Below are 26,089 nucleotides of genomic sequence, written 5' to 3' on the forward strand. Positions count from 1 at the left end.
GAAAAGGAGGGAGCACCGATGGCCCATCAGCTTGCTCGGCGTCTGGTGCGAAACCTCCTCTGGTTTGCGTGGGTCGTGATCGCGCTTTCGCCGGTGGCATGGGTGCTCGCTCGGCGCGCGGCGCTCGAGGTGGAGGCGTTTTGGTTTGCTATGTGTCTTGCCGCCGCGCTGGCGAATCGCTGGCAGCGCGTCGTCGCATGGATGGCCCTCGTGGCTGTCCAAGCCGCCGCGATAGCCGAGACGGCCGGCCTTGCCGGGTGGCCGTCGAGTGTCGCGGACACCGTGTGGCGGCTGTACGCCTTCAGCCTGGCTGGATTGGCGGCGATGGCACTCGTTCGGTACGCGTATCGGCGGCCTCTCACGTGGCTCCTCTACAACGCCGTCGCGCAGACGGGACTTGTCGCAGTCTCGCTGGCACACCCGGTGGCGGGCGTGGGCCTGGAGCTTGTCTGTCTCGCCGTCATGCTCGTTCTTTTTGCCTACGCTCGCTGGGAGGGGGAGGCGGTAGAGCCCGACTGGCAACGCGTCGCGGGGGTGGGCGCGGGGGTTGTACTGTGCGGCGCATTATGCGCGTTCTTGGCACCGAAAGGTCCCCTTGCGCCGAGTGTGGCACGCATCGTGATGTCGCTCGTGCCGCAGACGCCCGCGCGCACGGGCTACAGCCTGGACGACAGCCATCTCGGCGGCTCGCTCGTGACGGATCCGCAGCCTGTCCTCGAAGTCCGAACGCCCATCCCCCTCGATCTGCGCGGACAGGTGCTGTCCGACTACACGGGGCAGGGCTGGATGTCCGTCCCGCTCGACGGATCGGACGTCGCCACCGCGGCCGTGGGCCAGCCCCTCCCGGGCGGTCTGCCGTTCGCGCACCTCCCCTATCGCGTGATGGACGTCGCTGTGTCGGTGAAAGGCGCCGTCAACACGTCGGACCTCCTTGCGCCGTATGCGGTCGATCGCGTCCTGCGGCTGCCGGGCCTCTACGGAAACGAGTTCGCGATCGACACCTTGCAGGGCAACATCAAGGCGGCGCCGCTCGGCCCGGGAGAATCGTATGAGCTGGAGGTGGCCGTCCCGAACAACCCGTACGCACGCCTCGCCTCGGTCAGCGCACCTTTTGCCGATGTGCGGCGCGACATTCCGGCCAGCACCCGGGCAGTCGACACCCAGTTGCCCGCTGAGTTGCCGGCGAGCGTCAGGCAGTTGGCAGCGCGCATTGTAACGAACGCGCATGCGGTGACGGAGTACGAGATGGTCAACGCCATCATCCAATATCTCGCCGCGCACGAGCGGTACGACGTGTCGGACGTGCCGGTTCCACAGCCAGGGCAGGACTACGTCGCGCAGTTTCTCTTTGACACGCACCGCGGGTACTGCGACAACTTCGCGAGTGCCGCCGCGGTGATGCTGCGCACCCTCGGCGTGCCGACGCGCTTTGTCACCGGTTTTGCCGTCAGCGCTCAGAACGAGGTGGCGCCGGACACGTATGTGGTATCTGAGGCGGACGCACACGCGTGGATAGAGGTATACTTTCCTTATTTTGGATGGATTCCCTTCGATCCGACGCCGGGCTTTGCCATGACGTTCGCCCCCGTATCTGCGCCCGTGCGCGGCCCCACTGGGAAGGAGCCGAGATCAGGCCGTCACGGCGAAGCGCCCGCATCTTTGCCGGTCGTCAGGCCCGAGGTGCGTGTGGTGGCGCCCGTCGCGCTCGGTGGCGTTGCGGCGGCGCTGGGCGCCCTTTGGGCCGTGAGACGGGTCCGGCGGCGCCGCAAAGCGCCGCAGGGCGACTTCGACGCGTTCCTGCGGCTCGTCGGCGAGGCCCGGGCGGCGCTCGGCCTGCCTCCGAGCGCCACGCTGCGCGACTTGCGGCCGCTCGCCGATCTCGCCGGCGCAGCGGATGCTTTTGGGCCTTGGCTTCGGGCCGCCGAGGCGAACCTGTACGGTCGCGAATTGCAGGCGTCCGAGCCCGCAGGCTGGCGAGATCTCTCGGCCACGCTCTCCCAGTGGCTTGAAGCGGCTGCACGCGGGGCCCTGCGCGAACCCGTTAGCGCTTTTGGCTCTCCATCTGCCCATGCGGTTGCAAGGGCACAACGCGATTTCATCTTTGAATATTCATGCGCGTTCTCCGGCAAAGCGTGGTAAGATTGAAAGAGAACTTCAACTTAGAACCGAGGGATGGCCATGCAGACGGGCATCGAGCGGGTGCGGATTGAGACGCCGTATCCCGAAGATCACGTGAACGCATACCTCATTTTAGGCGATCCACTCACGCTGGTGGACTCAGGGCTGCCATTTCCCAAGTCCCTTGTGCAGCTCGAGGAGGGACTCGCGCGGCACGGGGTGCGGTTCGCAGACATCGAACAGATTGTCGTGACGCATATGCATCTGGATCACATCGGAGGCGTTTCCGCTGTTCAGCGTGCTTCCGGCGCGCGCATCGTCGTCTCCGAGGCGGCGCGCCGCATCGTCGAGCTCGGGGAAGAAGAACACCGGCGGTTCGACGCGTTTTACGCGGCATTTGCCCGCGAGGCCGGATCGGACGTCCGTTGGGAGTCGCGCATCTGGATGCAAAAGTACGATTGGCGCGACGTCGTCTACGTTCGCGATGGCGATGTGGTCCGCGCGGGCGGGCGCGACTGGAGAGTGATGTACGTACCCGGCCACAGCCGCACCGACATCTTTATGGTGGATCCCGCCGGTCACGCCATCGCGGGCGATCACCTGCTGCCCACCATCTCGGCGAACGCGTTTGTCGAGCCGCCGGTCGATCCGTCCGCCCCTCGCCCTAAGCCCCTGCTCGATTACCGTGCATCGATGGCGCGCACTCGCGCCCTGGATCTCGTCCAGGTGTATCCCGGTCACGGGGATCCGTTTGCGGACCATCGGGCGCTCATCGACAGGCGATTCGCCGAGCACGAGTCGCGCTGCGCGCAGATCCGCGAAGCGTTGGCGGAGGGCGCGACGACCGTGGCGGAGATCACCCGCCGTCTCTTCCCGAAGCTGGAGGGCCCCCTGGTCATGCTGGGGCTGTCTGAGGTGCAGGGCCACCTCGATTTGATGGAGAGCCGCGGCGAGGTAACGTCGGTGATGGACGGAGAGGTCAGGCGGTGGACTCGCGTGGCGGCGTCAGCTGGGTGAGGGAACCTCAGATAGGTGTTCAGGCATCGGTGGTGGCGACAATTGCGTGGTTCGCGGCGCGAATCGACGGAGTATGGATAAGTTAGGCATCTCGCAGCATGACGGATTCCAGTGCAAGCGAAAGCGACCTATTCCTCGAATCGAGGTGATCGTGTGAAACGCAGGTTGCTCTTTTTTTCATGTTGTGCACAGGGCTCCTGACGGTCTGCGGCGGACCCATACAGACTCACGCCGCCCCGCCTCAGCAGCAGGTGTCCCTTCGAATGGCCGTGATTCAAAACGTCGCTCCCCAGTGACAAATCCCTTGCCGGGCATTCTGCATTCGGTTCAGTGGCAGTTCTCGGACGGCTCAAAGGGCTATCCCGTGGCGAGCGATGTGGTGAATCAGTTTCGAATTCAGAATGTTGAAGTTGTGCGTGTAAGGATCCCTCGCGTCTCGAAGACCCAAGGGGTTCTGGTGGTCGGTAACAAAAATGGCGTGCGGAAGACGGACGCCCTGTTCTTATTGCCTTCGTCCGAGGGCCAGAGTAAAGATCTGGACGGCGCGTCGCTCTCCAAGGCGCAGACCACAGGGCCCGTCTCTGTGCCAGATGTCGGCGACGTGGACATCTACACGAGCGCCGATAAGATGGTTTGCTTTATCATGTCAAACCGCGAGCCATCGCTTCGAGAGGGCGTGTCCAGTGTTCGACTGGCGTCTGGCGTGCAGGCGGAGTTCCAGAGCGCCCAAGGTGTGAACAGCTTGTGGTATCCGTATGGTTCCCGCACCTTCCTCGTGGCGGGCAACGCGGACCGCAGTCAACTCGTGTCCGTTGCCAACAACTACACACCCAATCGAGTCTTCTTCTCCCTCGAAGGTCTTCAGGGCGACGGACATGGGAGCGTTGGGACTTGACTCAGGCCCTTCTTGACGCAGAACGCTGGCGGGGAGGAGCACTGGAGGAAGATCAGCTTGATTTGGCGGGGCGAATTCCGGGAGACCGGGGTTCGCCCTTGTTTTCCCGAATTGACGCCCTATGTCGAAACCGATAGAATGGGTGCGTAATCCGAGACTCGTATAATGCCGGGAATATGGCCCGGCAGTCTCTACGAGGCGACCGTAAATCGCCTTGCTACGAGGTCGGGCAGGAACGTCGCATACACGCAGCCGGGTACGCACGCGCTCCGCGCCGGAGGCGCCGTGCCTCGCGTCGTCGTGTGCTTCTTCCGGCTTGGACGGGCCGATCCTCGTGGACGTGCGGGATCGGCCCGTTGTCGTAGCCGTTCCTCGCGACCTTTCCCGCAAAGGAGTGCCAGTCGATGCATGAACTTGTGGCCGTCCTCGACTTCGGAGGCCAGTACAACCAGCTGATTGCACGGCGCATCCGTGAGCTCGGCGTGTACTCCGAGCTTCTGCCCCACACCATCTCCGCCGAAGCGCTGAGAAAGCGCCCGCTGAAGGGCATCGTCTTCTCGGGCGGCCCGAAGAGCGTGTTTGCGGAAGGCGCGCCGGACGTCGATCCCGACGTGTTCGACCTCGACGTCCCCATTCTCGGCATCTGCTATGGCATGCAGCTTCTGGCCAAGCGATTCGAGGCGGACGTGGCGCGCGGCGCCGTGCGCGAGTACGGGCGGGCGTCCATTGAGGTGAAGTCAGGCGCCGATCTGTTTCGCGGACTGCCGGTTCGCCAGGGCGTGTGGATGAGCCACAGCGACGTGGTCACCAAGGTGCCCGAGGGCTTTCGCCTCGACGCCGTCACCGACAATGGCGCCATCGCGGCCATGTCGAAGCCCGACGCACGGCTCTACGCCGTCCAGTTTCACCCTGAGGTCCATCACACGGACCACGGCACGGATCTTCTCCGCAACTTCCTGTTCGATATCTGCGGCTGCCGTGGGGACTGGACGATGACCAACTTCATCGACGAGTCCATCCAAAGCATCCGCGAGCGCGTAGGTGACAGGCGCGTGCTCGTCGCCATCTCGGGCGGGGTCGATTCGTCGGTGGCGGCGGCGCTGGTGCATCGCGCCATCGGCCATCAGCTGACGGCCATGTTCGTCGATCACGGCCTTTTGCGCAAGGGCGAGAGCGACAGCGTGATGCAGAGCCTGCGCGACAAGCTCGGCATCGACGTGGTGCGGGTGGACGCGAAGGAGCGGTTTCTCGGCCGCCTCGAGGGCGTGACAGATCCGGAGCGGAAGCGGAAGATCATCGGCGAGGAGTTCATCCGCGTGTTTGAGGAGGAGTCGGAGCGCCTCGGCCCGTTCGACTACCTCGTGCAGGGCACGCTCTACACGGACATCATCGAGAGCGGGACGCACACGGCGGCCACCATCAAGTCGCACCACAACGTGGGTGGGCTTCCAGAAGACGTACGCTTTGAGATCATCGAGCCGCTGCGCGACCTGTTCAAGGACGAGGTGCGCCGACTGGGCGAAGCGCTGGGACTGGCGCCCGAGATTGTCTGGCGGCAGCCGTTCCCGGGGCCCGGGCTCGCCATCCGCATCATCGGCGACGTGACGGAAGAGAAACTACATCTCGTGCGCGAGTCGGACGCCATCTTGCGCGAGGAAATCGCGAAGGCGGGGCTCGATCGCGAGATCTGGCAGTACTTCACTGTGCTGACCGGGAACCGCACCGTGGGCGTGATGGGCGACGAGCGGACGTACGCCTATACACTCGCCGTCCGCGCGGTCCTGTCGCAGGAGGGCATGACGGCGGACTTCGCCCGCATTCCCTGGGACGTCTTGGCGGCGATCTCGACGCGCATCGTCAACGAGGTCCCGGGCATCAACCGCGTCGTGTACGACATCACGTCGAAGCCGCCCGCGACCATCGAGTGGGAGTGACTCGCCTGCGGGCGAGTCTGTACCCGCGCGATCGAACGTTCAATTGGAATTCACAATGAACGTTCGGATGCCCGGCCGTTTCGTGTTACCATGGGCGTGTCGGGTACGCTCGTGAGAGAGATGCGCGCCGCGCAAGCGCGCCAAGAGGGCCCCAGGGATCGGGGCGACAATCGGTTCCTACGAGGAGGATGTGGCGTGATCGACCGGTACAGCCGGCCTGAGATGGCGAGCCTGTGGACACTCGAAGAAAAGATGCGGTGGTGGCTGGAAGTCGAAATCCTCGCCGTGGAGGCGTGGGCGGAACTCGGCGTCATCCCGAAGGAAGACGCGCGGCTCATCCGCGAGCGCGCGCGCTTCGACGTGAACCGGGTGCTCGAGATCGAGCAGGAGACGCGCCACGACGTGGTGGCGTTCACCCGTGCGGTCTCCGAGTCGCTCGGCCCGGAACGGAAGTGGGTGCACTACGGGCTGACGTCGACGGACGTGGTGGACACCGCGCTCATGGCGCAGCTGCGCCGGCCCATCGAGATCATCCGCGAGGACGTGGAGCAACTCCTGGCGACGCTCGAAGCGCTCGCGAAAAAGCACAAGTACACCGTCATGATGGGCCGCACGCACGGCGTGCACGCGGAACCCACCACGTTCGGTCTCAAGTGCCTGCTCTGGTACGCCGAATTGGAGCGCGATCTCGAGCGGTTCGACGCGGCGAGCGAGCGCATGCGCTACGGCAAGATCTCCGGTGCCGTGGGCACGTACGCGAACGTCGATCCGCGAGTGGAGGAATACGTCTGCTCGAGGCTCGGATTGAAGCCCGCGCCCATCAGCACGCAGACGTTGCAGCGGGATCGGCACGCGGAATTCATCTTCACCCTGGCGCTCCTCGGCACCACGCTCGACAAGATTGCGACCGAGATCCGGGCGCTGCAGAAGTCCGAGGTGCGCGAGGTGGAGGAGCCGTTCTACAAGGGGCAGAAAGGATCTTCCGCCATGCCGCACAAGCGAAACCCGGTGTCGTGCGAGCAGATCTCCGGGCTCTCGCGCGTGCTGCGCGGCTACGTCGTGCCCGCGCTCGAAGACGTGCCGCTCTGGCACGAGCGCGACATCAGCCACTCGTCCGTGGAGCGCATCGTGCTGCCGGACGCGACGATTCTCATCGACTACATGCTGAACCGCATGAACCGCATCTTGACCGATCTGCACGTCTACCCCGAGAACATGCGCCGCAACATGGATCGGACGCACGGGCTCGTGTTCTCGCAGCGCGTCATGACCGCGCTTGTGGACAAGGGCCTGTCGCGCGAGGAGGCGTACGACACCGTCCAGCCCCTCGCGATGCAGGCGTGGGAAGAGGCGAGATCGTTCAAGGACCTCGTCCTCGCGTCCCATAGCGTCAGGGCGCACCTTTCGCCCGAGGAGATTGAGGAGCTGTTCGATCCGTCCTGGCATTTGAAGCACGTCGACACCATCTTTCACCGCTTTGGCATGTGAGCCGCGCTCACGACGCTCGCACGAAAGGATGGGCGAAATGGCCGAGGAAACGCTGCTCTACGAAGGCAAGGCGAAAAAGGTGTTTGCGACGTCCGACCCCGGCGTGGTGCGCATCCTGTACAAAGACGACGCCACCGCGTTCAACGGGGAGAAGCGCGGCACCATTGTCGGCAAGGGCGCCATCAACAACCAGATGAGCAACCTCCTGTTCCGCTACCTCGAGGAGCACGGTGTGCCGACACACTTCGTGGAAGAAATCTCTGAACGAGAGACCCTGGTGCGCAAGGTGGAGATCATCCCGCTCGAGGTCGTCGTCCGCAACCTCGCGGCCGGCAGCTTCTCCAAGCGGTTTGGCATCGAAGAGGGCACGGTGCTGGAGCGGCCTTTGGTCGAGTTCTACTACAAGAACGACGCGCTCGGCGATCCGCTCGTGACGGACGATCACGCTCTCATTCTGCACCTGGCCACGGCGGACGACCTCGAGGAACTTCGGCGCCTCGCGCTCGCCGTGAACCATCTTCTTGTCCGGCGCTTCCGCGAGGCCGGGCTCATCCTCGTCGACTTCAAGCTGGAGTTCGGGCGGCTTCCGTCGGGCGAGATCGTCCTGGCGGACGAAATCTCCCCGGACACATGCCGGCTTTGGGATGAACGAACGAGGGAGAAACTGGATAAAGACAGGTTCCGGCGCGATCTCGGCGGCGTCGAACAGGCGTATCAAGAGGTGTGGGCGCGGCTCAAAGGAGGCGTGGCGCGTTGAAGCAGTTTGAGGTCGAGGTCAAGGTGTGGTTGAAGCCGTCCGTCTTCGATCCGCAGGGGCACGCGGTGCACGGCGCCCTCGTGTCGCTCGGCTTTGAAGGCGCGGGCGAGGTGCGCATCGGCAAGTTCATTCAGATGACGCTCGAGGCGGAAGACGAACAGGCGGCGGCGCGCCAGGTGGACGAGATGTGCCAGAAGGTGCTCGCCAACCCCGTCATGGAGACGTACGCGTTCGAAATCAAGGAGCGAGGCCAATGAGGTGGGCGGTGGTGGTGTTTCCCGGGTCCAATTGCGATCGCGACGCCGAGCAGGCCATCCGCCTGGTGACGGGGGATGCGGTCGATCTCGTCTGGCACGACGCGGAGGATCTCAGCGCCTACGACGCGATTGTGTTGCCGGGCGGGTTCTCCTACGGAGATTATCTCCGCACGGGTGCCATCGCGCGGTTCTCGCCCGTGGTGCGCGCGGTCGCGCGCGAGGCCGAGCGCGGCAAGCCGGTCATCGGCATCTGCAACGGGTTTCAGATCTTGACGGAGGCGGGGCTATTGCCGGGGGCGCTCCTCGCCAACCATCATCTTCAGTTTCGCTGCGAGATCGCGAAACTTCGCGTGGAGACGAACGATTCCCCGTTCACGCGCCTGTATCAGCCCGGGGAGGTCATTCGCATTCCCATCGCGCACGGCGAAGGCCGCTATCACGCGGAGCACGAGGTCTTGGACGAGCTTCGCCGCGACGGCCGCGTGGCGTTCCGCTACGTCGAGAATCCGAACGGATCCGTGGACGACATCGCGGGCATCTTGAACGCCAGGCGGAACGTGCTTGGCCTCATGCCGCACCCCGAGCGGGCCGTGATCGACTGGATGGGTTCGGAGGACGGCATTCGCATGTTTCAATCGATTCACGCGCACGTCGAGGAGGGCCTAACGCATGCGTGAGCCAACGCCAGAAGAGATCCGGGATGGCGCCATCTACCGAAGCCTGGGGCTCTCGGACAGCGAGTACGAGCGGGTGGTGGAGAAGCTCGGCCGGCTGCCGAACTACGTCGAGGCGGGCATCTTCGGCGTGCTCTGGTCGGAGCACTGCAGCTACAAGAGCTCCAAGGTGCACCTGCGCAGGTTCCCGACGACGGGCCTGCAGGTGCTGCAGGGCCCCGGGGAAAACGCGGGCGTGGTGGACATCGGCGACGGTTGGGCCGTCGCGTTCAAGATGGAGAGCCACAATCACCCCTCCGCCGTCGAGCCGTACCAGGGCGCGGCGACGGGCGTCGGCGGCATCCTGCGCGACATCTTCACCATGGGCGCCCGGCCCATCGCGTTTCTCGACAGCCTGCGCTTCGGGCCGCTGGACGACGCGCGCACGCGGTATTTGTTCACGCAGGTGGTGGCTGGCATTGGCGGATATGGGAACTGCGTAGGCATCCCCACGGTGGGGGGCGAGGTGCAGTTTTCGCCGACGTACCGCCAGAACCCGCTGGTGAACGCGATGTGCGTCGGTATCCTGCGGGCAGACCGCATCGTCCGCGGGGAGGCCAAGGGCGTCGGCAACCCGGTCTTCGTCGTCGGCGCGCGCACGGGCCGCGACGGCATCCACGGCGCCACGTTCGCATCGGCCGAGGATCCGGAGGAGAAGGAGCGCTCGGCGGTGCAGGTGGGCGATCCCTTCCTCGGCAAGCTCCTGATGGAGGCGTGCCTCGAGCTCATCGCCACCGGCGCGGTTGTCGGCATTCAGGACATGGGCGCGGCCGGACTGACCTCGTCGTCCGCGGAGATGGCGAGCCGAGCGGGCGGCGGCATCGAGCTCGTGCTGGATCGCGTCCCGGTGCGGGAGACGGGCATGACCCCGTACGAGATGATGCTGTCCGAGTCGCAGGAGCGCATGCTCGTCGTGCTCGAGCGCGGCAAGGAGGAGGTGGCGTTCGCCATCTTTCGCCGTTATGGCCTCGAGGTGGCCGACGTGGGCCGCGTCACGGACGACGGCATGCTGCGCCTCTTGTGGCACGGGGAAGTGGTCGCGGAAATCCCAGTCCGCGCGCTCGTCGATGAGGCGCCGGTGTACGAGCGGCCGGTTGGCCCGCCCGTATCGCCGAAGCGGGCGTCCATTCCCGAGCCGAGCTATCTCGCGGGGGCCTGGCTCGACGTCATGCGCCATCCGAACGTCGCCGACAAGTCGTGGGTGTACCGCCAGTACGACACGATGGTGCGTGCGCAGACCGTGTTGGGTCCCGGCATGGACGCAGCGCTCGTCAAGGTGCCGGATCTCGACAAGGCGGTGGCCATGGCGACCGACGGCAACGCGCGCTACGTCCGGTTGAATCCGAAAAAGGGCGGCGCCATCGCGGTGGCGGAAGCCGCGCGCAACGTCGCCGCGGTGGGCGCCAGGCCGCTCGCCATCACCAACTGCCTCAACTTCGGCAATCCCGAAAAGCCCGCGGTCATGCGCCAGTTGTCCGACGCCATCGACGGCATGGCCGAGGCGTGTCGGGCGCTCGACACGCCCGTGGTCAGCGGCAACGTGTCGCTCTACAACGAGTCGCGCGGTCAGGACATCGATCCGACGCCCATCGTCGGCTGCGTCGGCGTGCTGGACGGCATTTCCCGCCGCATGCCGTCTGTGCCGCGCGAGGCGCGTGGGCTGAAGCTCGTCCTCCTCGGGCGCGAGGACGATGATCTCGACGGATCGCTCTTCGCTGAACTAGCGTGTGGCGAGCCGGTGGGCGACGCACCGTATCTCGATCTCGCCGCGGAGCGCCGCCTGCACCAACTCCTGCAGCGCATCGCCGCGGAGCGCGCCGCCGCGGCCGTACATGATGTGTCCGAAGGCGGCCTGGCCGTCGCCATCGCGGAAATGGCCATCGGAGCAGGGTGCGGCGCGTCGCTCATCGCGCCCGACGGCGTGCAGCCAGCCGGCTGGCTGTTTTCCGAAGCGCAGGGGCGCGCCATCGCCGCCGTTTCCCCGGATGCGCTCGATGCGCTCCTCCATCTCGCTCGCGCGCTCGACGTCCCGGCGCGCGTCGCAGGGGAATTCACTGATGCGCCGTATCTCGAAGTCTCATTTGCGGGCGATCTCGTCCGCGTTTCGCTCGCCGACTTGGAGGAGGCCTATCGCACTGCCATTCCAAGCCTCCTTCGCCAGGATGCTGTCGACTCGCGCGCAACGCTTTGACCAAAAAGGAGAGACCAGGCGTGGATAGCGTGGAAAAGCAGGCGACTTACGGCGATAAGCCGCGCGAAGAGTGTGGCGTCTTTGGCATCTTTGGTCACCCGCGGGCGGCAGCGCTGACGTACTACGGGCTCGTCGCGCTTCAGCACCGCGGACAAGAGGCGGCTGGCATCACTTCCACCGACGGATCACGCATGTACAGCCACAAGGGCCTCGGGCTTTTGACCGACGTGTTTCGCGCGGGCGAGCTCGAGGGGCTCCATGGCCACGCCGCCATCGGCCACGTACGCTACTCGACGGCCGGATCGAACACCATTCAGAACGCGCAGCCCATCGCGCTCGCGACGCACGCGCGCAATTTCGCCATTGCGCACAACGGCAACCTCGTCAACGCGCGGTTTCTGCGCATTCAGTTGGAGGAACAGGGGAGCCTGTTCCAGACGACGTCGGACACCGAGGTCATCGCGCACCTCATCGCGAAGGAGGGCGCTGGCGATTTGGCCGATCTCGTCGCCCGCGCGGTGCAGAAGATCGAGGGCGGCTTCGCGCTCGTCATCCTGAGTGATGACGAGCTCATCGCCGTGCGCGATCCGTTCGGCCTGCGCCCGATGGTGCTCGGGCGGCTCGGGGACGCGCACGTGGTGGCGTCCGAATCCTGCGCCTTCGAGACGGTGGGCGCCACGCTCGTGCGCGACGTGGAGCCGGGCGAGCTGCTGCACATCACGCACCACGGCGTGCGCTCCGTCCGCTTCGCTCCCCGCCGCGCAAGGCGCATGTGCACGTTCGAACACGTGTACTTCGCGCGGCCGGACAGCGACGTGGACGGCTGGAACGTGCACAGCGTGCGAAAACAGCTCGGGCGCATCCTGGCCGAGCGGCATCCTGCGCCGGGCGACATCGTGATTGGCGTGCCGGATTCGAGCGTGTCGGCGGCGGCGGGATACGCCGAGCAGAGCGGGCTTCCGCTCGAGACGGGGCTCATCAAAAACAAGTACATCGCCCGCACGTTCATCCAGCCTTCGCAGGAGCTGCGCGATCTCGGCGTGCGGCTGAAGCTGAACGCCGTGCGCTCGGTGGTCGAAGGCAAGCGCGTCGTCCTCATCGACGATTCCATCGTCCGGGGCACCACGTCGCGGCGCATTGTGCGGCTGCTGCGCGGCGCGGGGGCGCTCGAGGTGCACGTCCGCATCTCGAGCCCGCCGTACGTCAGCCCGTGCCACTACGGGATCGACACGGCGAAGGAGGACGAACTCATCGCGGCGCGCCATTCCATTGAAGAGATCCGGCGCGCCATTGAGGCGGATTCGCTGGAGTTTCTCACGGTGGATGAACTCATGCAGGCGTTCGGCTTTCCGCCGGGATCGCCCGTGCCGTTCTGCAACGCGTGCTTTACGCGCCGCTATCCGACGAGTTTGATCGATCAGACGCTGAACGAGGGCATGGAGCCCATCCGCATAGGAGGGTGAACGTTGGATCTGTACAAGCAAGCGGGCGTCGACATCGACGCGGGAAACGAGGCGGCGAAGCGGTACGCGGGACTGGCCAAGGCGACCCTTCGGCCCGAGGTGCTGGCGGCCATCGGTGGTTTTGCCAGCGGGTTCGCGCTCGATCTCGCCCGATTCCCGGAACCCGTCCTGGTTTCCGGCACCGACGGCGTCGGCACGAAGCTGAAGATCGCCATCGCCGCGGGGCGGCACGACACCATCGGCATTGACTGCGTGGCGATGTGCGTGAACGACATCCTGACGGTGGGCGCGGAGCCGCTCTTCTTCCTCGATTATCTGGCCGTCGGCAAGCTCGACGTCGGCGTGGCCGAGGCCGTGGTGTCAGGCGTGGCGGAGGGCTGCCGCCAGGCGGGCGCCGCGCTCGTGGGCGGCGAAACGGCCGAGATGCCCGGCATGTACGGCGATGGGGAGTACGATCTCGCCGGCTTCGCTGTGGGCTGCGTCAATCGCGGGGAGATGGTGGACGGATCGGCCGTGCGGGAGGGCGACGTGCTCCTCGGGCTCGCGTCAAACGGCGTGCACTCGAACGGCTACTCCCTCGTGCGCAAACTCGTGGCCGAGCACGGCCTTCGGCTGACCGATCCGTTCCCCGGCGAGGACGCGGATGTGGCCGAGGTGCTTTTGCGCCCCACGCGGATCTACGTCAAGAGCGTGCTCAGGCTCCTGCGCGAAGGCGTGCGGGTGTCCGCGATGGCGCACATCACGGGCGGCGGGATTGTCGACAACCTGCCGCGCGTGATGCCGGAGGGATGCGAGGCGCAGGTGCGGCGCGGATCGTGGCCGATGCAGCCGGTGTTTCAGTGGCTGCTTGAGGCGAGCGGCCTTTCCTTCGAGGAGGCGTCGCGCATCTGGAATCTCGGCATCGGCTACGTCATCGCCCTGCCGGAGGCGGAGGCCGCGCGCGCGGCGGAGCTTCTTCAGGTCGAGGGCGAGGCGGTGTACGACATCGGGCGCGTCGCGCGCGGGGCGCGGGGCGTGAGGTTCATATGAGTAGAGAGCGGGGCAACCGCACAAAGGAGTGGGAACGTGGCGAAACTGGCGCTCGTGAGCGTGTATGACAAGGGCGGGATTGTCCCCTTCTGCGAGGCGCTCAGGGATCTCGGCTTCGATATCCTCTCGACCGGCGGCACTGCGAAATTGCTGGAGCAGTCGGGCATTCCGGTCACGCCCATCGACGAGCACACCGGCTTTCCGGAAATTCTGGACGGCCGCGTGAAGACGCTCCACCCCAAGGTGCACGGCGGCCTGCTCGCGCGCCGCGATGTGCCCGAGCACGTCCGGCAGATCGAGGAGCACGGCATCCGCGCCATCGATCTCGTCGTCGTGAACCTGTACCCTTTCGCGAAGACCATCGAGCGCGAGGGCGTGGCGGACGAAGAGGCCATCGAGATGATCGACATCGGCGGCCCGGCCATGTTGAGAAGCGCCGCCAAAAATCACGAATTCGTGCTGCCCGTCATCGACCCCGCGGATTACGATCGCGTCCTTCAAGCGCTGCGCCAAGGAGAGGTGCCGCGGGCGCTTCGCCGCGAGCTCGCCGCGAAGGTGTTCCGGACCATTTCGCGCTACGACGCGCTCATCGCCGACTACCTGGCGGGTCATCTCGACGTAAGCGCCGAGGTGGCGGGCGACTGGCCGCAGGTGTTCCACGTGACGGGCGTCGCGAAGCAGGACCTGCGCTACGGGGAGAATCCGCACCAGCGCGCCCAGTTTTACATGGAGCCGAACGCCACCAAAGCCACCATCGCGCGCGCGGAGCAGCTTCAGGGCAAGGAACTCTCCTATAACAACATTCAGGACGCCGACAGCGCGCTTCAGATCCTGCGCGCGTTCGACGACTTCCGCGAGCCCGTCGCGGTGGCGGTGAAACACATGAATCCGTGCGGCATTGGCCGGGGCGAGACCCTTGAGCAGGCGTTCGAGCGGGCGTACGAGGCGGATCCCGTCTCCATCTTCGGCGGCATTGTTGCGCTGAACCGCGAGGTGGACCGCGGGCTGGCGGAACGGCTCGCCGGCATCTTCCTCGAGATTGTCATCGCGCCGTCGTTCAGCGAGGGGGCGCGCGAGGTCCTCGCCAAGAAGAAGAACCTGCGCCTTCTCTCGGTCGACATGTCGCAGCCCTTGTGGCGCCCCGGCGACGTGACGTTCCGGCGCGTGACGGGCGGCTTCCTGGCGCAGACGGTCGATCTCGCCACGCCCATCGATCCGCGCAGTTGGCGCGTCGTGACGAAGCGGGCGCCCACGGACGCCGAATATGAGGCGCTTCGCTTCGCGTGGCGCGCGGTGCAGTTCGTCAAGTCGAACGCCATCGTCGTGGCAGAGCGGGATAAGACGCTCGGCATCGGCGCGGGGCAGATGAACCGCGTCGGCGCGGCCGAGATCGCCCTCAAGCAAGCGGGGACGCGGGCGAAGGGCGCGGTGTTGGCGTCGGACGCGTTCTTCCCGATGCGAGACACCGTCGACGCCGCGGCGCGCGCGGGCATTGCCGCCATCGTCCAGCCGGGGGGTTCCATCCGCGACGAGGACAGCATCGCCGCCGCGGATGAGGCCGGGATCGCGATGGTGTTCACCGGCGAACGGCATTTCTTGCATTGAAACCTGCGCTGAATCAAGGGGGAGAATCCATGGCAAACGAAGTGCGGCGCCCGCGCGTGCTCGTCGTCGGCCAGGGCGCTCGCGAGCACGCCATCGTCTGGAAGCTGGCGCAGAGCGCGAGCCGGCCCGAGCTGTACGCGGCGCCAGGGAACCCGGGCATGGCGGCGTTGGCTGAGCTTGTGCCCGTCGCCGCGTCCGATCACGGCGCTTTGATCCGATTCTGTCAGGACACGGGTATCGATCTCGTCGTGGTGGGCCCCGAGCAGCCGCTGGCCGAGGGCATGGCGGACGCGCTCGCCGTGGCGGGCATCCCGGTCTTTGGCCCGAGCCGCGAGGCGGCGCAGCTCGAGGCGTCCAAGGCGTTTTCCAAGCGCGTCATGGAGGAGGCGGGCGTGCCGACCGCGCGCCATCGGGCGTTTTCGGACGTGGAGGAGGCGCGCGCGTACGTCCGCGCGCAGGGCGCGCCCATTGTCGTCAAGGCGGACGGGCTCGCGGCGGGAAAGGGCGTGGTGGTGGCAGAAACCGTGACAGAAGCGGAGGCCGCGCTCGAGGAGATGCTCGTCCGCGGGCGGTTCGGCACGTCCGGCCGGCGTGTCGTGATCGAGGAATTCATGCAGGGCGTGGAGCTATCGCTCATGTACTTCGTGGACGCGCACAACGCCGTGCCGATGCTCCCCGCGCGCGACTTCAAGCGCCTGTTGGACGGCGATCGCGGCCCGAACACGGGCGGCATGGGAGCATTCTCGCCTGTGCCCCGCGTGACCGAGGACGTGATCGACCGCGTCACCCGAGAGATTGTGCGGCCGACGCTCGCGCGCCTGCGCGAGATGGGCGTGGTGTACCGCGGCGTGCTGTACGCCGGGCTCATGCTGACCGATGAGGGGCCGAAGGTGGTGGAGTTCAACTGCCGCTTCGGCGATCCGGAGACCGAGGTGGTCCTGCCGCTTTTCGCGGGCGATCTGTTCGAGGTCATGTGGGCGGTAGCGCACGATCGCCTCGATCCCGCCATGGTTTCGTGGCGCCAGGACGCGGCGGTGTGCGTGGTGATGGCGAGCGCGGGGTATCCGGCTTCGTCGGAGACGGGGGTGCCCATCGAGCTGCCGGGTGAAATCCCGGAGGGCGTGACGGTGTTTCATGCGGGGACGCGCTTCGGCGACGGCGGGCGCCTCGAGACCTCAGGCGGCCGGGTGCTCACCATCACCGCGGTCGATCAGAATATCCCAGGCGCTATCGACCGCGCCTACACGGCGGTTTCGTCAATCCACTTTAACGGAGCGCAGTATCGCCGCGATATCGCACATAATTGGCAATCCTAGCAATGTGCGCTATCCTTATCTGCGGAGCAGCGGTCGGCCCCCTGCCGGCCGCCTGTCTGCGGAGGAGGGATCGCGTTGTACGCCATCATGATGCTCTGTGCGGCCGCGATGTACGGCATCGTCTCGCCCGTGTTGCGCATCGCGTACGCGGCTGGGCTCGATCCGGCCACGGCGACCGACGCTCAGTACGCCATCGCTGCGGTGTGTCTTTGGCTCGTCGCGATCTTCCGGCATCGCGGTAAGCGGATCAACCGCCGCCAGTGGATGCTCATCGTGCTCATCGGCCTCATGAATGCGCTGTTTTGCTACACCTATTACCGTGCGCTCGCCGTGCTTCCCGCTTCCCTCGCCATCGTGTTCATGTTCCAGTTCGTGTGGATGGCGACGCTCATCGACGCGGTCTGGCACCGCCGCTGGCCTGGTCCTGCGAAGTGGCTCGGACTTCTCCTCATCCTCGGCGGCACCGTCCTCGCGGTGGGCGCAACCGGCGCATCATGGAAGAACGTGCCCGTGGGCGCCGCCCTGCTCGGCCTCGGCGCCGCGCTCGCCTATGCCATCAATCTGACTGTCTCCGCGCAGAACGATCCCGCCGTCTCTCCCGAGCTCCGCTCCGCACTGGTCGTCACAGTCGCCGGCATCGCGGTGCTCTCGGTGTTTCCTCCCGGTGCGTTTGTGCGTCATCTCGCTGCTAGTCCATCGACCACCCTGTTCTGGGGCTTTTGGATCGCGCTCCTGAGCCAGGTGCTGCCTACGCTCTTTGCCCTCATCGCCATCCCGCACATCGGCGGGCGCATGGCGGCCGTGCTCGGCACGCTGGAGTTGCCCGTGGCCGTCGTCGGCGCGTGGCTCATGAATGGCGATCACGTCTCGCCCCTTCGCTGGCTCGGCGTGCTCCTCATCCTCGCCGGCATGGTGATAAGCGAGGCGATGAGTAGGGAAAAAGGGCCGACGGCCGAAGCGGCAAGTGCGCAACAACTCGGTATGCGTTGGCGCCGCAGCCGGGCGGTGAAGTGGCGAGAGGCGCCAAAGCGCTGAAGGCCATAACTGGCGGCTCGAAGCGGAGATTCGCGGCCAACTGCGGCGTTCGTTGTGCAGAAAGGCCGAAATCAACGAGACGGCGGGATTCCATAAAATGTGTGGCCATTTTGTGTTGACATGGGGCCATCATCGGTGTTAATATCATTCTCGCCGCCCGCGAGGCGGCAGGAAATCCGCGCGGTGGCGCGGGAATCGCTCCTTGAAAACTAAACACACGAGACCACCAAGCCCGTAAGTCCTTGTGACCGAACGGTCAGGATAAAGCACTTGGATTGAGAGTTTGATCCTGGCTCAGGACGAACGCTGGCGGCGTGCCTAATACATGCAAGTCGAGCGGACCTCTTTTGAGGTCAGCGGCGGACGGGTGAGGAACACGTGGGTAATCTGCCTTTCAGACCGGAATAACGCCCGGAAACGGGCGCTAATGCCGGATACGCCCGCGAGGAGGCATCTTCTTGCGGGGAAAGGCCCGATTGGGCCGCTGAGAGAGGAGCCCGCGGCGCATTAGCTAGTTGGCGGGGTAACGGCCCACCAAGGCGACGATGCGTAGCCGACCTGAGAGGGTGACCGGCCACACTGGGACTGAGACACGGCCCAGACTCCTACGGGAGGCAGCAGTAGGGAATCTTCCGCAATGGGCGCAAGCCTGACGGAGCAACGCCGCGTGAGCGAAGAAGGCCTTCGGGTTGTAAAGCTCTGTTGCTCGGGGAGAGCGGCATGGGGAGTGGAAAGCCCCCATGCGAGACGGTACCGAGTGAGGAAGCCCCGGCTAACTACGTGCCAGCAGCCGCGGTAAAACGTAGGGGGCGAGCGTTGTCCGGAATCACTGGGCGTAAAGGGTGCGTAGGCGGTCGAGCAAGTCTGGAGTGAAAGTCCATGGCTCAACCATGGGATGGCTCTGGAAACTGCTTGACTTGAGTGCTGGAGAGGCAAGGGGAATTCCACGTGTAGCGGTGAAATGCGTAGAGATGTGGAGGAATACCAGTGGCGAAGGCGCCTTGCTGGACAGTGACTGACGCTGAGGCACGAAAGCGTGGGGAGCAAACAGGATTAGATACCCTGGTAGTCCACGCCGTAAACGATGAGTGCTAGGTGTTGGGGGGACACACCCCAGTGCCGAAGGAAACCCAATAAGCACTCCGCCTGGGGAGTACGGTCGCAAGACTGAAACTCAAAGGAATTGACGGGGGCCCGCACAAGCAGTGGAGCATGTGGTTTAATTCGAAGCAACGCGAAGAACCTTACCAGGGCTTGACATCCCTCTGACGGGTGCAGAGATGCACCTTCCCTTCGGGGCAGAGGAGACAGGTGGTGCATGGTTGTCGTCAGCTCGTGTCGTGAGATGTTGGGTTCAGTCCCGCAACGAGCGCAACCCTTGACCTGTGTTACCAGCGCGTTGAGGCGGGGACTCACAGGTGACTGCCGGCGTAAGTCGGAGGAAGGCGGGGATGACGTCAAATCATCATGCCCCTGATGTCCTGGGCTACACACGTGCTACAATGGGCGGTACAAAGGGAGGCGAAGCCGCGAGGCGGAGCGAAAACCCAAAAAAGACCGCTCGTAGTTCGGATTGCAGGCTGCAACTCGCCTGCATGAAGCCGGAATTGCTAGTAATCGCGGATCAGCATGCCGCGGTGAATACGTTCCCGGGCCTTGTACACACCGCCCGTCACACCACGAGAGTTCGGCAACACCCGAAGTCGGTGAGGTAACCCCGAAAGGGGAGCCAGCCGCCGAAGTGGGTCGATGATTGGGGTGAAGTCGTAACAAGGTAGCCGTACCGGAAGGTGCGGCTGGATCACCTCCTTTCTAGGGAGAAGGACGGGGCTTGCGGGTTTGGGGGTTGGGTGTGTTTAGTTTTGAGGGAGCGAGAGCTCTCTCGGAGGACCTTGGCAAGTGCATAGGGAGAAAGGCAAGGTGAAGCTAGGAAGGGCACACGGTGGATGCCTAGGCGCCAAGAGCCGAAGAAGGACGGGGCGAACGCCGAAATGCCACGGGGAGCCGTAAGCGGGCTGAGATCCGTGGATGTCCGAATGGGGGAACCCGCTGGCGGGAAGCGCCAGCAGCTTAAGGCCGAAAGGCGTTAAGCGGGGAACCGGGGGAAGTGAAACATCTCAGTACCCCGAGGAAGAGAAAGCAAACGCGATTCCGTGAGTAGTGGCGAGCGAAAGCGGAGGAGCCTAAACCGCATGCGTGGGAAAGGCTGCAGCCGTTGCGCATGCGGGGTAGAGGGGCTGTTTGCGGCGAGCTGCAGGGTAGCCAGCCCGAGTGAGTGCGTAGGAGAACGGTCTGGGAAGGCCGGCCAGAGACGGTGAGAGCCCGGTATCCGAAACGCGCGCACGAGGGTGGAAACAGACCCCGAGTACTGCGGGACACGAGGAATCCCGTAGGAATCTGGGAGGACCACCTCCTAAGGCTAAATACTCCTTGGCGACCGATAGTGAACGAGTACCGTGAGGGAAAGGTGAAAAGGACCGCGGGAGCGGAGTGAAAGAGAACCTGAAACCGTGTGCCTACAAGCAGTCGGAGCACCGAAAGGTGTGACGGCGTGCCTTTTGTAGAATGAACCGGCGAGTGATGCGGGCGAGCGAGGTAAAGGCGGAGGAGCCTAAGCCGAAGCGAAAGCGAGTCTGAAGAGGGCGTGAGTTCGTCCGCATCGACCCGAAACCGGGTGATCTACCCCTGGTCAGGGTGAAGTGCGGGTAACACCGCATGGAGGCCCGAACCCACTGGCGTTGAAAAGCCAGGGGATGAACTGGGGGTAGGGGTGAAATGCCAATCGAACCCGGTGATAGCTGGTTCTCCCCGAAATAGCTTGAGGGCTAGCGTCAGGGGATGAGTTGTGGAGGTAGAGCGCTGATGGGGTGCGGGGCCCGCGAGGGCTACCAAGCTTCGTCAAACTGCGAATGCCACAATGTCGAGGAACCTGGCAGTGAGACTGCGAGCGATAAGGTCCGTAGTCGAGAGGGAAACAGCCCAGACCCGCAGCTAAGGTCCCGAAGTTCCGGTTGAGTGGGGAACGATGTGGCGCTGCGAAGACAACCAGGATGTTGGCTTAGAAGCAGCCATCATTGAAAGAGTGCGTAATAGCTCACTGGTCGAGTGGCGCTGCGCGGAATGGAACGGGGCTAACCGGACACCGAAGCTCGGGATGGCGACATGGTAGGGGAGCGTTCCATGTGCGGGGAAGCTGAGCCGGAAGGCAAGGTGGAGCGCATGGAAGTGAGAATGCCGGTATGAGTAGCGAAAGAGGGGTGAGAATCCCCTCCGCCGAAAGCCCAAGGTTTCCTGGGGAAGGCTCGTCCGCCCAGGGTCAGTCGGGACCTAAGGCGAGGCCGAAAGGCGTAGCCGAAGGAGAACAGGTTGACATTCCTGTACCACCGTAGGCGCTTGAGCAAGGGGTGACGCAGGAGGACAGGGGAAGCGGCCGGATGGAAGAGGCGTCCAAGCAGCGAGCTGGGGTGTAGTGAAATTGCGNACCCTGGAAAGCGTGAGCNGTGATGGGAGGGAAGGACAGTACCGAAGTCCCGACGTTCACACTGCCGAGAAAAAGCCTCTAGCGAGCCGAAGGTGCCCGTACCGGAAACCGACACAGGTGGGCGCGTGGAGAACACGAAGGCGCGCGGGAGAACTCTCGTTAAGGAACTCGGCAAAATGGCCCCGTAACTTCGGGAGAAGGGGCGCTCTTCCTGGAGGAAGAGCCGCAGTGAAAAGGCCCAAGCGACTGTTTAGCAAAACACAGGTCTCTGCGAAGCCGAAAGGCGACGTATAGGGGCTGACGCCTGCCCGGTGCTGGAAGGTTAAGAGGAGGGCTTAGGGGGTGTACCCCCGAAGGTCCGAATCGAAGCCCCAGTAAACGGCGGCCGTAACTATAACGGTCCTAAGGTAGCGAAATTCCTTGTCGGGTAAGTTCCGACCCGCACGAAAGGCGTAACGACTTGGGCGCTGTCTCAACGAGAGACCCGGTGAAATTGTAGTACCTGTGAAGATGCAGGTTACCCGCGGTTAGACGGAAGACCCGTGGAGCTTGACTGTAGCCTGATATGGGACAACGGTGTTCCATGTACAGGATAGGTGGGAGACGGAGAAGCTTGGGCGCCAGCCTGAGTGGAGTCGGCGTTGGGATACCACCCTTGGGACACGGTTGTTCTAACCGGCCTTGTGAGGACGCGAGGCGGGACAGTGTCAGGCGGACAGTTTGACTGGGGCGGTCGCCTCCTAAAGGGTAACGGAGGCGCCCAAAGGTTCCCTCAGCGCGGATGGAAATCGCGCGTAGCGTGCAAAAGGCAAAAAGGGAGCTTGACTGCGAGACGGACAGGTCGAGCAGGGACGAAAGTCGGGCTTAGTGACCCCGGTGGTTCCGAGTGGAAGGGCCATCGCTCAACGGATAAAAGCTACCCCGGGGATAACAGGCTGATCTCCCCCAAGAGTTCACATCGACGGGGAGGTTTGGCACCTCGATGTCGGCTCATCGCATCCTGGGGCTGAAGTCGGTCCCAAGGGTTGGGCTGTTCGCCCATTAAAGCGGTACGCGAGCTGGGTTCAGAACGTCGTGAGACAGTTCGGTCCCTATCTGCCGCGGGCGCAGGATACGTGAGAGGGGTTGTCCCTAGTACGAGAGGACCGGGATGAACCGACCGCTGGTGTACCAGTTGTCCCGCCAGGGGCACCGCTGGGTAGCCAAGTCGGGAAGGGATAAGCGCTGAAAGCATCTAAGCGCGAAGCCCGCCTCAAGATGACGTATCCCATTCCGTGAAGGAAGTAAGACCCCTCGAAGACGACGAGGTGGATCGGTCTGGCGTGGAAGCGCAGTGATGCGTGGAGCGGACAGATACGAATCGGTCGAGGGCTTCACCTGAACACTCCCTATGCACAAAGGCAAGGGCCAAACGCAACCGGTCTGGTGACCATAGCGGAGGGGCAACACCCGTACCCATACCGAACACGGACGTGAAGACCTCCAGCGCCGAGAATACTGGGAGGGCAGCCTCCTGGGAAGGTAGGTCGTTGCCAGGCGAGTGACAAAGGTCAGGCACATCAGCCTGGCCTTTTTCATGCGCTCTCTGACAATTACGTTCGGCTATCATTGTTTTCGACGGCGAGCTGTGGTATGAATATAAGGACGACCATTTCACAGGATGGCCGACGAAGCAAAACAAGTGGATGAATGCTGCGCCTTATACGTTCAAGGCGGCTGCCATCATCATGGATCACCTCAAATCAGTGTCCTGAAACATGCCTGTAAGTATCAAGCCACGGAGCCACATCAGAGGGGCCCGTGGCTTTTCTCGTATGGCTTGCAACATCTCTAGTGTTGCGATATACCTCTGAAATGACCACAATGACTCGCAGGTGTTTCTACGCTGTCGGAACAAGAGGGGTTCCCGCATGATTCAGACTTGCACGCTATACCGCCTCTCTCTGCCGTTGAAGTTTCCAATGCAGACGGCTCACGGCCATGTTCGCGAGAAGCAGGCTATCCTTGTGCAGCTAAAGGATGCCGACGGGATTGAGGGTTGGGCTGAATGTGTGGCGCTCGCGGAGCCGACCTACACGGAGGAGTGCACGGACACCGCTTGGGTTATCCTGATCCATCACCTCGTGCCCAGATTCGCGAGATGGCTTCGCGGCACTGCTCAGGACGTTAATCCCAGAACCGTTTACACGGCTTTTCAAGATGTGTATGGCAATCGAATGAGTGTGGCTGCACTGGAGATGGCGGTTTGGGATTGGTACGCGTCGAGGACCGGACAACCTCTGGCCAGCCTGCTCGGAGGTGGCCGAGATCGCGTGGAAGTCGGCGCGACGTTCGGGCTGTCGGAATCGCTGGATGCGCTTATCCAGTCCGTCGACAGCGCGGTAGAACAGGGATTCCGCAGAGTGAAGCTTAAGATTGCGCCAGGGCGGGATCGCGCCCCCATCGAAGCGGTCCGCCTGCGTTATCCGGACCTGGCCATTGCAGCCGACGCAAATGGGAGTTATCAACCAGGCGATGTTCCCATGCTTCAGCGGCTGGACTCATATCATCTTCAATTCCTAGAAGAGCCCCTGTCAGAAGACGACTGGTTCGACCTGGCCGACCTCCAGGCCTCGTTGCGGACCCCGATTTGCCTCGATGAAAGTGTCCGTTCCGCTCGAGAGTTGGAGCTCGCGTCACGGCTCGGTGCGGCTCGTGTGTTGAACGTCAAGCCTGGGCGGTTGGGTGGCTTTGGAGCGACGTTGCAGGCCCTTGACGTGGCGGGTGACGCAGGCATGTCCGCCTGGGTTGGAGGGATGTATGAAACCGGCGTGGGGCGCCTGCACGGGCTCATCACCGCTTCGCTACCTCTGATGCGCTATGCGACCGATCTCGGCCCGAGTGACCGATATTTCGAGCGGGACGTCCTGAAGGAGCCCATTGCGTTCGTCGAACCTGGGGTGATCCAGGTCCCGCAATGCGCCGGCGTGGCGGATTGGGTCGACCGCGATGCCGTGCGCCGGTTTTCGACAGCGATCTGGACGGTTGACCTGAGAACGCTCTGAGTCAAGTTCGCATGTTGGACACTATTTGCCAACAGGATTTTCGGCGTACGGTGTCGAAGTGGGTCAGTATGTGTCGTGGGGGTCGAATGTGCATCGGGGCAAAAAGGTCACACGTGAACAGACGAGAGAGAAGAACATGGTCACTACATCATGGGATGAGGGGTAGATCTGCACAGTGATTGAAATGCAGGACGTCTGGAAGGAGTATCCCAACGGGACCCAGGCCCTGAATGGCATTTCGGTTCGAATTCAGAAAGGCGAGTTTGTGTACATCGTCGGCCCGAGTGGAGCCGGAAAATCGACCTTCATCAAGTTGATGTACCGCGAGGAGCGACCAACGCGCGGGCACATCTTCATCAATGGATTCAACATTGAGAAGTTGAAAGATCGCAAAATTCCCTTGTTGCGCCGGACTATCGGCGTGGTGTTTCAGGACTTCAAGCTGCTTCCCAAGCTGACGGCGGCGGAGAACGTCGCATTTGCGCTCGAGGTCATCGGCGCGCCGCCCAAGTACATTCGCAAACGAGTTCGGGAAGTTCTCGAACAAGTGGGCTTGGAAGACAAGATGAACATGTATCCGCATCAGCTGTCGGGCGGCGAGCAGCAGCGAGTGGCCGTCGCGAGGTCGCTTGCCAACAATCCAGCTGTGCTCATCGCGGACGAGCCCACAGGCAATCTGGATCCGGAGACATCGTGGGACGTGATGCGCCTTTTTCAGCGGATCAACGATCTCGGCACGACCATCGTGATGGCGACACACAACCGGGAGATTGTCAACACGATGCGTAAGCGTGTCATCGCGATTGAGAACGGCGTGATCGTGCGAGACGAGGAGAAAGGGTATTACGGCTATGATGACTAGATGGCTGCGGCACGTGCGCGAGGGGTGCAAGAATGTCATCCGCAACGGTTGGATGTCGTTTGCGGCGCTGAGCGCCGTGATTGTGACGTTGGCGGTGCTCGGTTTTTCTCTGATTCTCACTTTCAATGTTGAACAGATGTCAAACAGCGTGACGGGGCAGCTCGAGTTCAGCGCGTTCTTGAACGTGAACGCTTCTGAGAAGCAGGGTGAGCAGGTGGCGCAGGAGATTCGCGCCCTGCCGGGCGTGGCGTCCGTGCAGGTGATTTCCAAGAATGAAGGGCTTCAGCAAATGAAACAAGAGCTGGGGCAGGAATTGAGCGACGTCCTGAACGCCTTCAAGCAAAACCCGCTCCCGATTCAGATTGTCGTGAAGCCGCAAGATCCGCATCAGATTGATCGACTAGCTAAAGAGGTGAGCGAGATTCCGGGTGTCGCGGCCGTGCGGGATCCGCACAAGCTCGCGGCTGCCATCTTCCGTACCTTGGCGGTTGTGAGGGATATTGGCATCGTGTTCGTGGTGGGGCTCGTCATCACTTCCATGTTCCTCATCTCGAACACCATCCGCATGACCATCTTTCACCGCCGCAGAGAGATCGAGATCATGAAGCTGGTCGGCGCGACCAATTGGTTCATTCGCTGGCCGTTTATCATCGAGGGCATGATCATCGGGCTCGTCGGCAGCGTGATCCCGGTTGCGCTTCTCGTGTATGGCTACCGTTCGCTCTATGCGAAGGCAAAGGGTGTGTTCAGCGGGTTGGCATTTCCGCTTGTCCAGGCGAGTCAGATCGAGGTCAAGCTTGCGGTGATTCTGATCGCCATGGGACTTTTGATCGGCATGTGGGGAGGCGTCATCACCGTCCGGCGCTTTCTCCGCGTGTAGCATG

The 26,089-nt window shown here is 63.7% G+C and carries 17 protein-coding genes, 3 rRNA genes and 1 riboswitch; all 20 genes read left to right on the forward strand.

The window, feature by feature from the left end; translation table 11 throughout:
* Positions 1 to 18 precede the first annotated feature (18 nt).
* The 20 genes from TC41_RS02400 to ftsX all read left to right on the forward strand — a co-directional run bounded on the left by TC41_RS02400 (position 19) and on the right by ftsX (position 26,085).
* On the forward strand, positions 19 to 2,139 hold the full coding sequence (locus TC41_RS02400; protein WP_014463385.1) for a transglutaminase family protein: 2,121 nt from the start codon (positions 19 to 21) through the stop codon (positions 2,137 to 2,139).
* A 33-nt stretch (positions 2,140 to 2,172) separates the two neighbouring features.
* On the forward strand, positions 2,173 to 3,135 hold the full coding sequence (locus tag TC41_RS02405) for an MBL fold metallo-hydrolase (protein WP_014463386.1): 963 nt from the start codon (positions 2,173 to 2,175) through the stop codon (positions 3,133 to 3,135).
* A gap of 292 nt (positions 3,136 to 3,427) precedes the next feature.
* Positions 3,428 to 4,030, forward strand: coding sequence for a hypothetical protein (locus TC41_RS02410; protein ID WP_014463387.1), 603 nt, complete (start codon positions 3,428 to 3,430; stop codon positions 4,028 to 4,030).
* A 138-nt stretch (positions 4,031 to 4,168) separates the two neighbouring features.
* Positions 4,169 to 4,270: riboswitch (purine riboswitch) on the forward strand.
* 164 nt (positions 4,271 to 4,434) lie between these two features.
* A complete protein-coding gene (guaA, locus tag TC41_RS02415; RefSeq protein WP_014463388.1) occupies positions 4,435 to 5,964 on the forward strand; it encodes a glutamine-hydrolyzing GMP synthase in 1,530 nt (509 codons plus the stop codon).
* 195 nt (positions 5,965 to 6,159) lie between these two features.
* Positions 6,160 to 7,452 (forward strand): adenylosuccinate lyase, encoded by a 1,293-nt coding sequence (purB, locus tag TC41_RS02420; RefSeq protein WP_041694927.1) that lies wholly within the window; start codon positions 6,160 to 6,162, stop codon positions 7,450 to 7,452.
* A 37-nt stretch (positions 7,453 to 7,489) separates the two neighbouring features.
* Positions 7,490 to 8,209, forward strand: coding sequence for a phosphoribosylaminoimidazolesuccinocarboxamide synthase (gene purC, locus TC41_RS02425; RefSeq protein WP_041694928.1), 720 nt, complete (start codon positions 7,490 to 7,492; stop codon positions 8,207 to 8,209).
* Entirely contained in the window at positions 8,206 to 8,466 is a 261-nt protein-coding gene (gene purS / locus TC41_RS02430) for a phosphoribosylformylglycinamidine synthase subunit PurS (protein WP_014463391.1), read from the forward strand. The genes purC and purS overlap by 4 nt, the downstream gene beginning before the upstream one ends.
* On the forward strand, positions 8,463 to 9,143 hold the full coding sequence (purQ, locus tag TC41_RS02435) for a phosphoribosylformylglycinamidine synthase subunit PurQ (RefSeq protein WP_014463392.1): 681 nt from the start codon (positions 8,463 to 8,465) through the stop codon (positions 9,141 to 9,143). Before purS ends, purQ begins: the two co-directional genes overlap by 4 nt.
* Entirely contained in the window at positions 9,136 to 11,370 is a 2,235-nt protein-coding gene (gene purL, locus TC41_RS02440; protein WP_014463393.1) for a phosphoribosylformylglycinamidine synthase subunit PurL, read from the forward strand. Before purQ ends, purL begins: the two co-directional genes overlap by 8 nt.
* 20 nt (positions 11,371 to 11,390) lie before the next feature.
* Positions 11,391 to 12,833, forward strand: coding sequence for an amidophosphoribosyltransferase (gene purF / locus TC41_RS02445; protein WP_014463394.1), 1,443 nt, complete (start codon positions 11,391 to 11,393; stop codon positions 12,831 to 12,833).
* Between the two features lie 3 nt (positions 12,834 to 12,836).
* Positions 12,837 to 13,862: a phosphoribosylformylglycinamidine cyclo-ligase gene (gene purM / locus TC41_RS02450; protein ID WP_014463395.1), complete on the forward strand. Its 1,026-nt coding sequence runs from the start codon at positions 12,837 to 12,839 to the stop codon at positions 13,860 to 13,862.
* A gap of 36 nt (positions 13,863 to 13,898) precedes the next feature.
* Positions 13,899 to 15,467 (forward strand): bifunctional phosphoribosylaminoimidazolecarboxamide formyltransferase/IMP cyclohydrolase, encoded by a 1,569-nt coding sequence (gene purH / locus TC41_RS02455; protein ID WP_014463396.1) that lies wholly within the window; start codon positions 13,899 to 13,901, stop codon positions 15,465 to 15,467.
* A 29-nt stretch (positions 15,468 to 15,496) separates the two neighbouring features.
* On the forward strand, positions 15,497 to 16,783 hold the full coding sequence (gene purD / locus TC41_RS02460; protein ID WP_041694929.1) for a phosphoribosylamine--glycine ligase: 1,287 nt from the start codon (positions 15,497 to 15,499) through the stop codon (positions 16,781 to 16,783).
* Positions 16,784 to 16,858: 75 nt separating this feature from the next.
* Positions 16,859 to 17,818, forward strand: coding sequence for an EamA family transporter (locus TC41_RS02465; RefSeq protein ID WP_014463398.1), 960 nt, complete (start codon positions 16,859 to 16,861; stop codon positions 17,816 to 17,818).
* A 271-nt stretch (positions 17,819 to 18,089) separates the two neighbouring features.
* Positions 18,090 to 19,630, forward strand: a 16S ribosomal RNA gene (locus tag TC41_RS02470).
* A 107-nt stretch (positions 19,631 to 19,737) separates the two neighbouring features.
* Positions 19,738 to 22,679 (forward strand): 23S ribosomal RNA (locus TC41_RS02475).
* Between the two features lie 41 nt (positions 22,680 to 22,720).
* Positions 22,721 to 22,837, forward strand: a 5S ribosomal RNA gene (gene rrf, locus TC41_RS02480).
* Together the 16S, 23S and 5S rRNA genes form the textbook arrangement of a ribosomal RNA operon.
* Before the next feature lie 372 nt (positions 22,838 to 23,209).
* The gene (gene menC / locus TC41_RS02485; protein ID WP_041694930.1) at positions 23,210 to 24,343 is read left to right on the forward strand and encodes an o-succinylbenzoate synthase; all 1,134 of its coding nucleotides are present in this window, start codon (positions 23,210 to 23,212) and stop codon (positions 24,341 to 24,343) included.
* Positions 24,344 to 24,518: 175 nt separating this feature from the next.
* The gene (gene ftsE, locus TC41_RS02490) at positions 24,519 to 25,205 is read left to right on the forward strand and encodes a cell division ATP-binding protein FtsE (RefSeq protein ID WP_012809834.1); all 687 of its coding nucleotides are present in this window, start codon (positions 24,519 to 24,521) and stop codon (positions 25,203 to 25,205) included.
* The gene (gene ftsX / locus TC41_RS02495) at positions 25,195 to 26,085 is read left to right on the forward strand and encodes a permease-like cell division protein FtsX (protein ID WP_041694931.1); all 891 of its coding nucleotides are present in this window, start codon (positions 25,195 to 25,197) and stop codon (positions 26,083 to 26,085) included. The genes ftsE and ftsX overlap by 11 nt, the downstream gene beginning before the upstream one ends.
* The last annotated feature ends 4 nt before the right edge of the window (positions 26,086 to 26,089 follow it).

Origin of the sequence: Alicyclobacillus acidocaldarius subsp. acidocaldarius Tc-4-1 (genome assembly GCF_000219875.1) — a bacterium.
In the GTDB taxonomy this organism is placed as follows: Bacteria; Bacillota; Bacilli; order Alicyclobacillales; family Alicyclobacillaceae; genus Alicyclobacillus; species Alicyclobacillus acidocaldarius_A.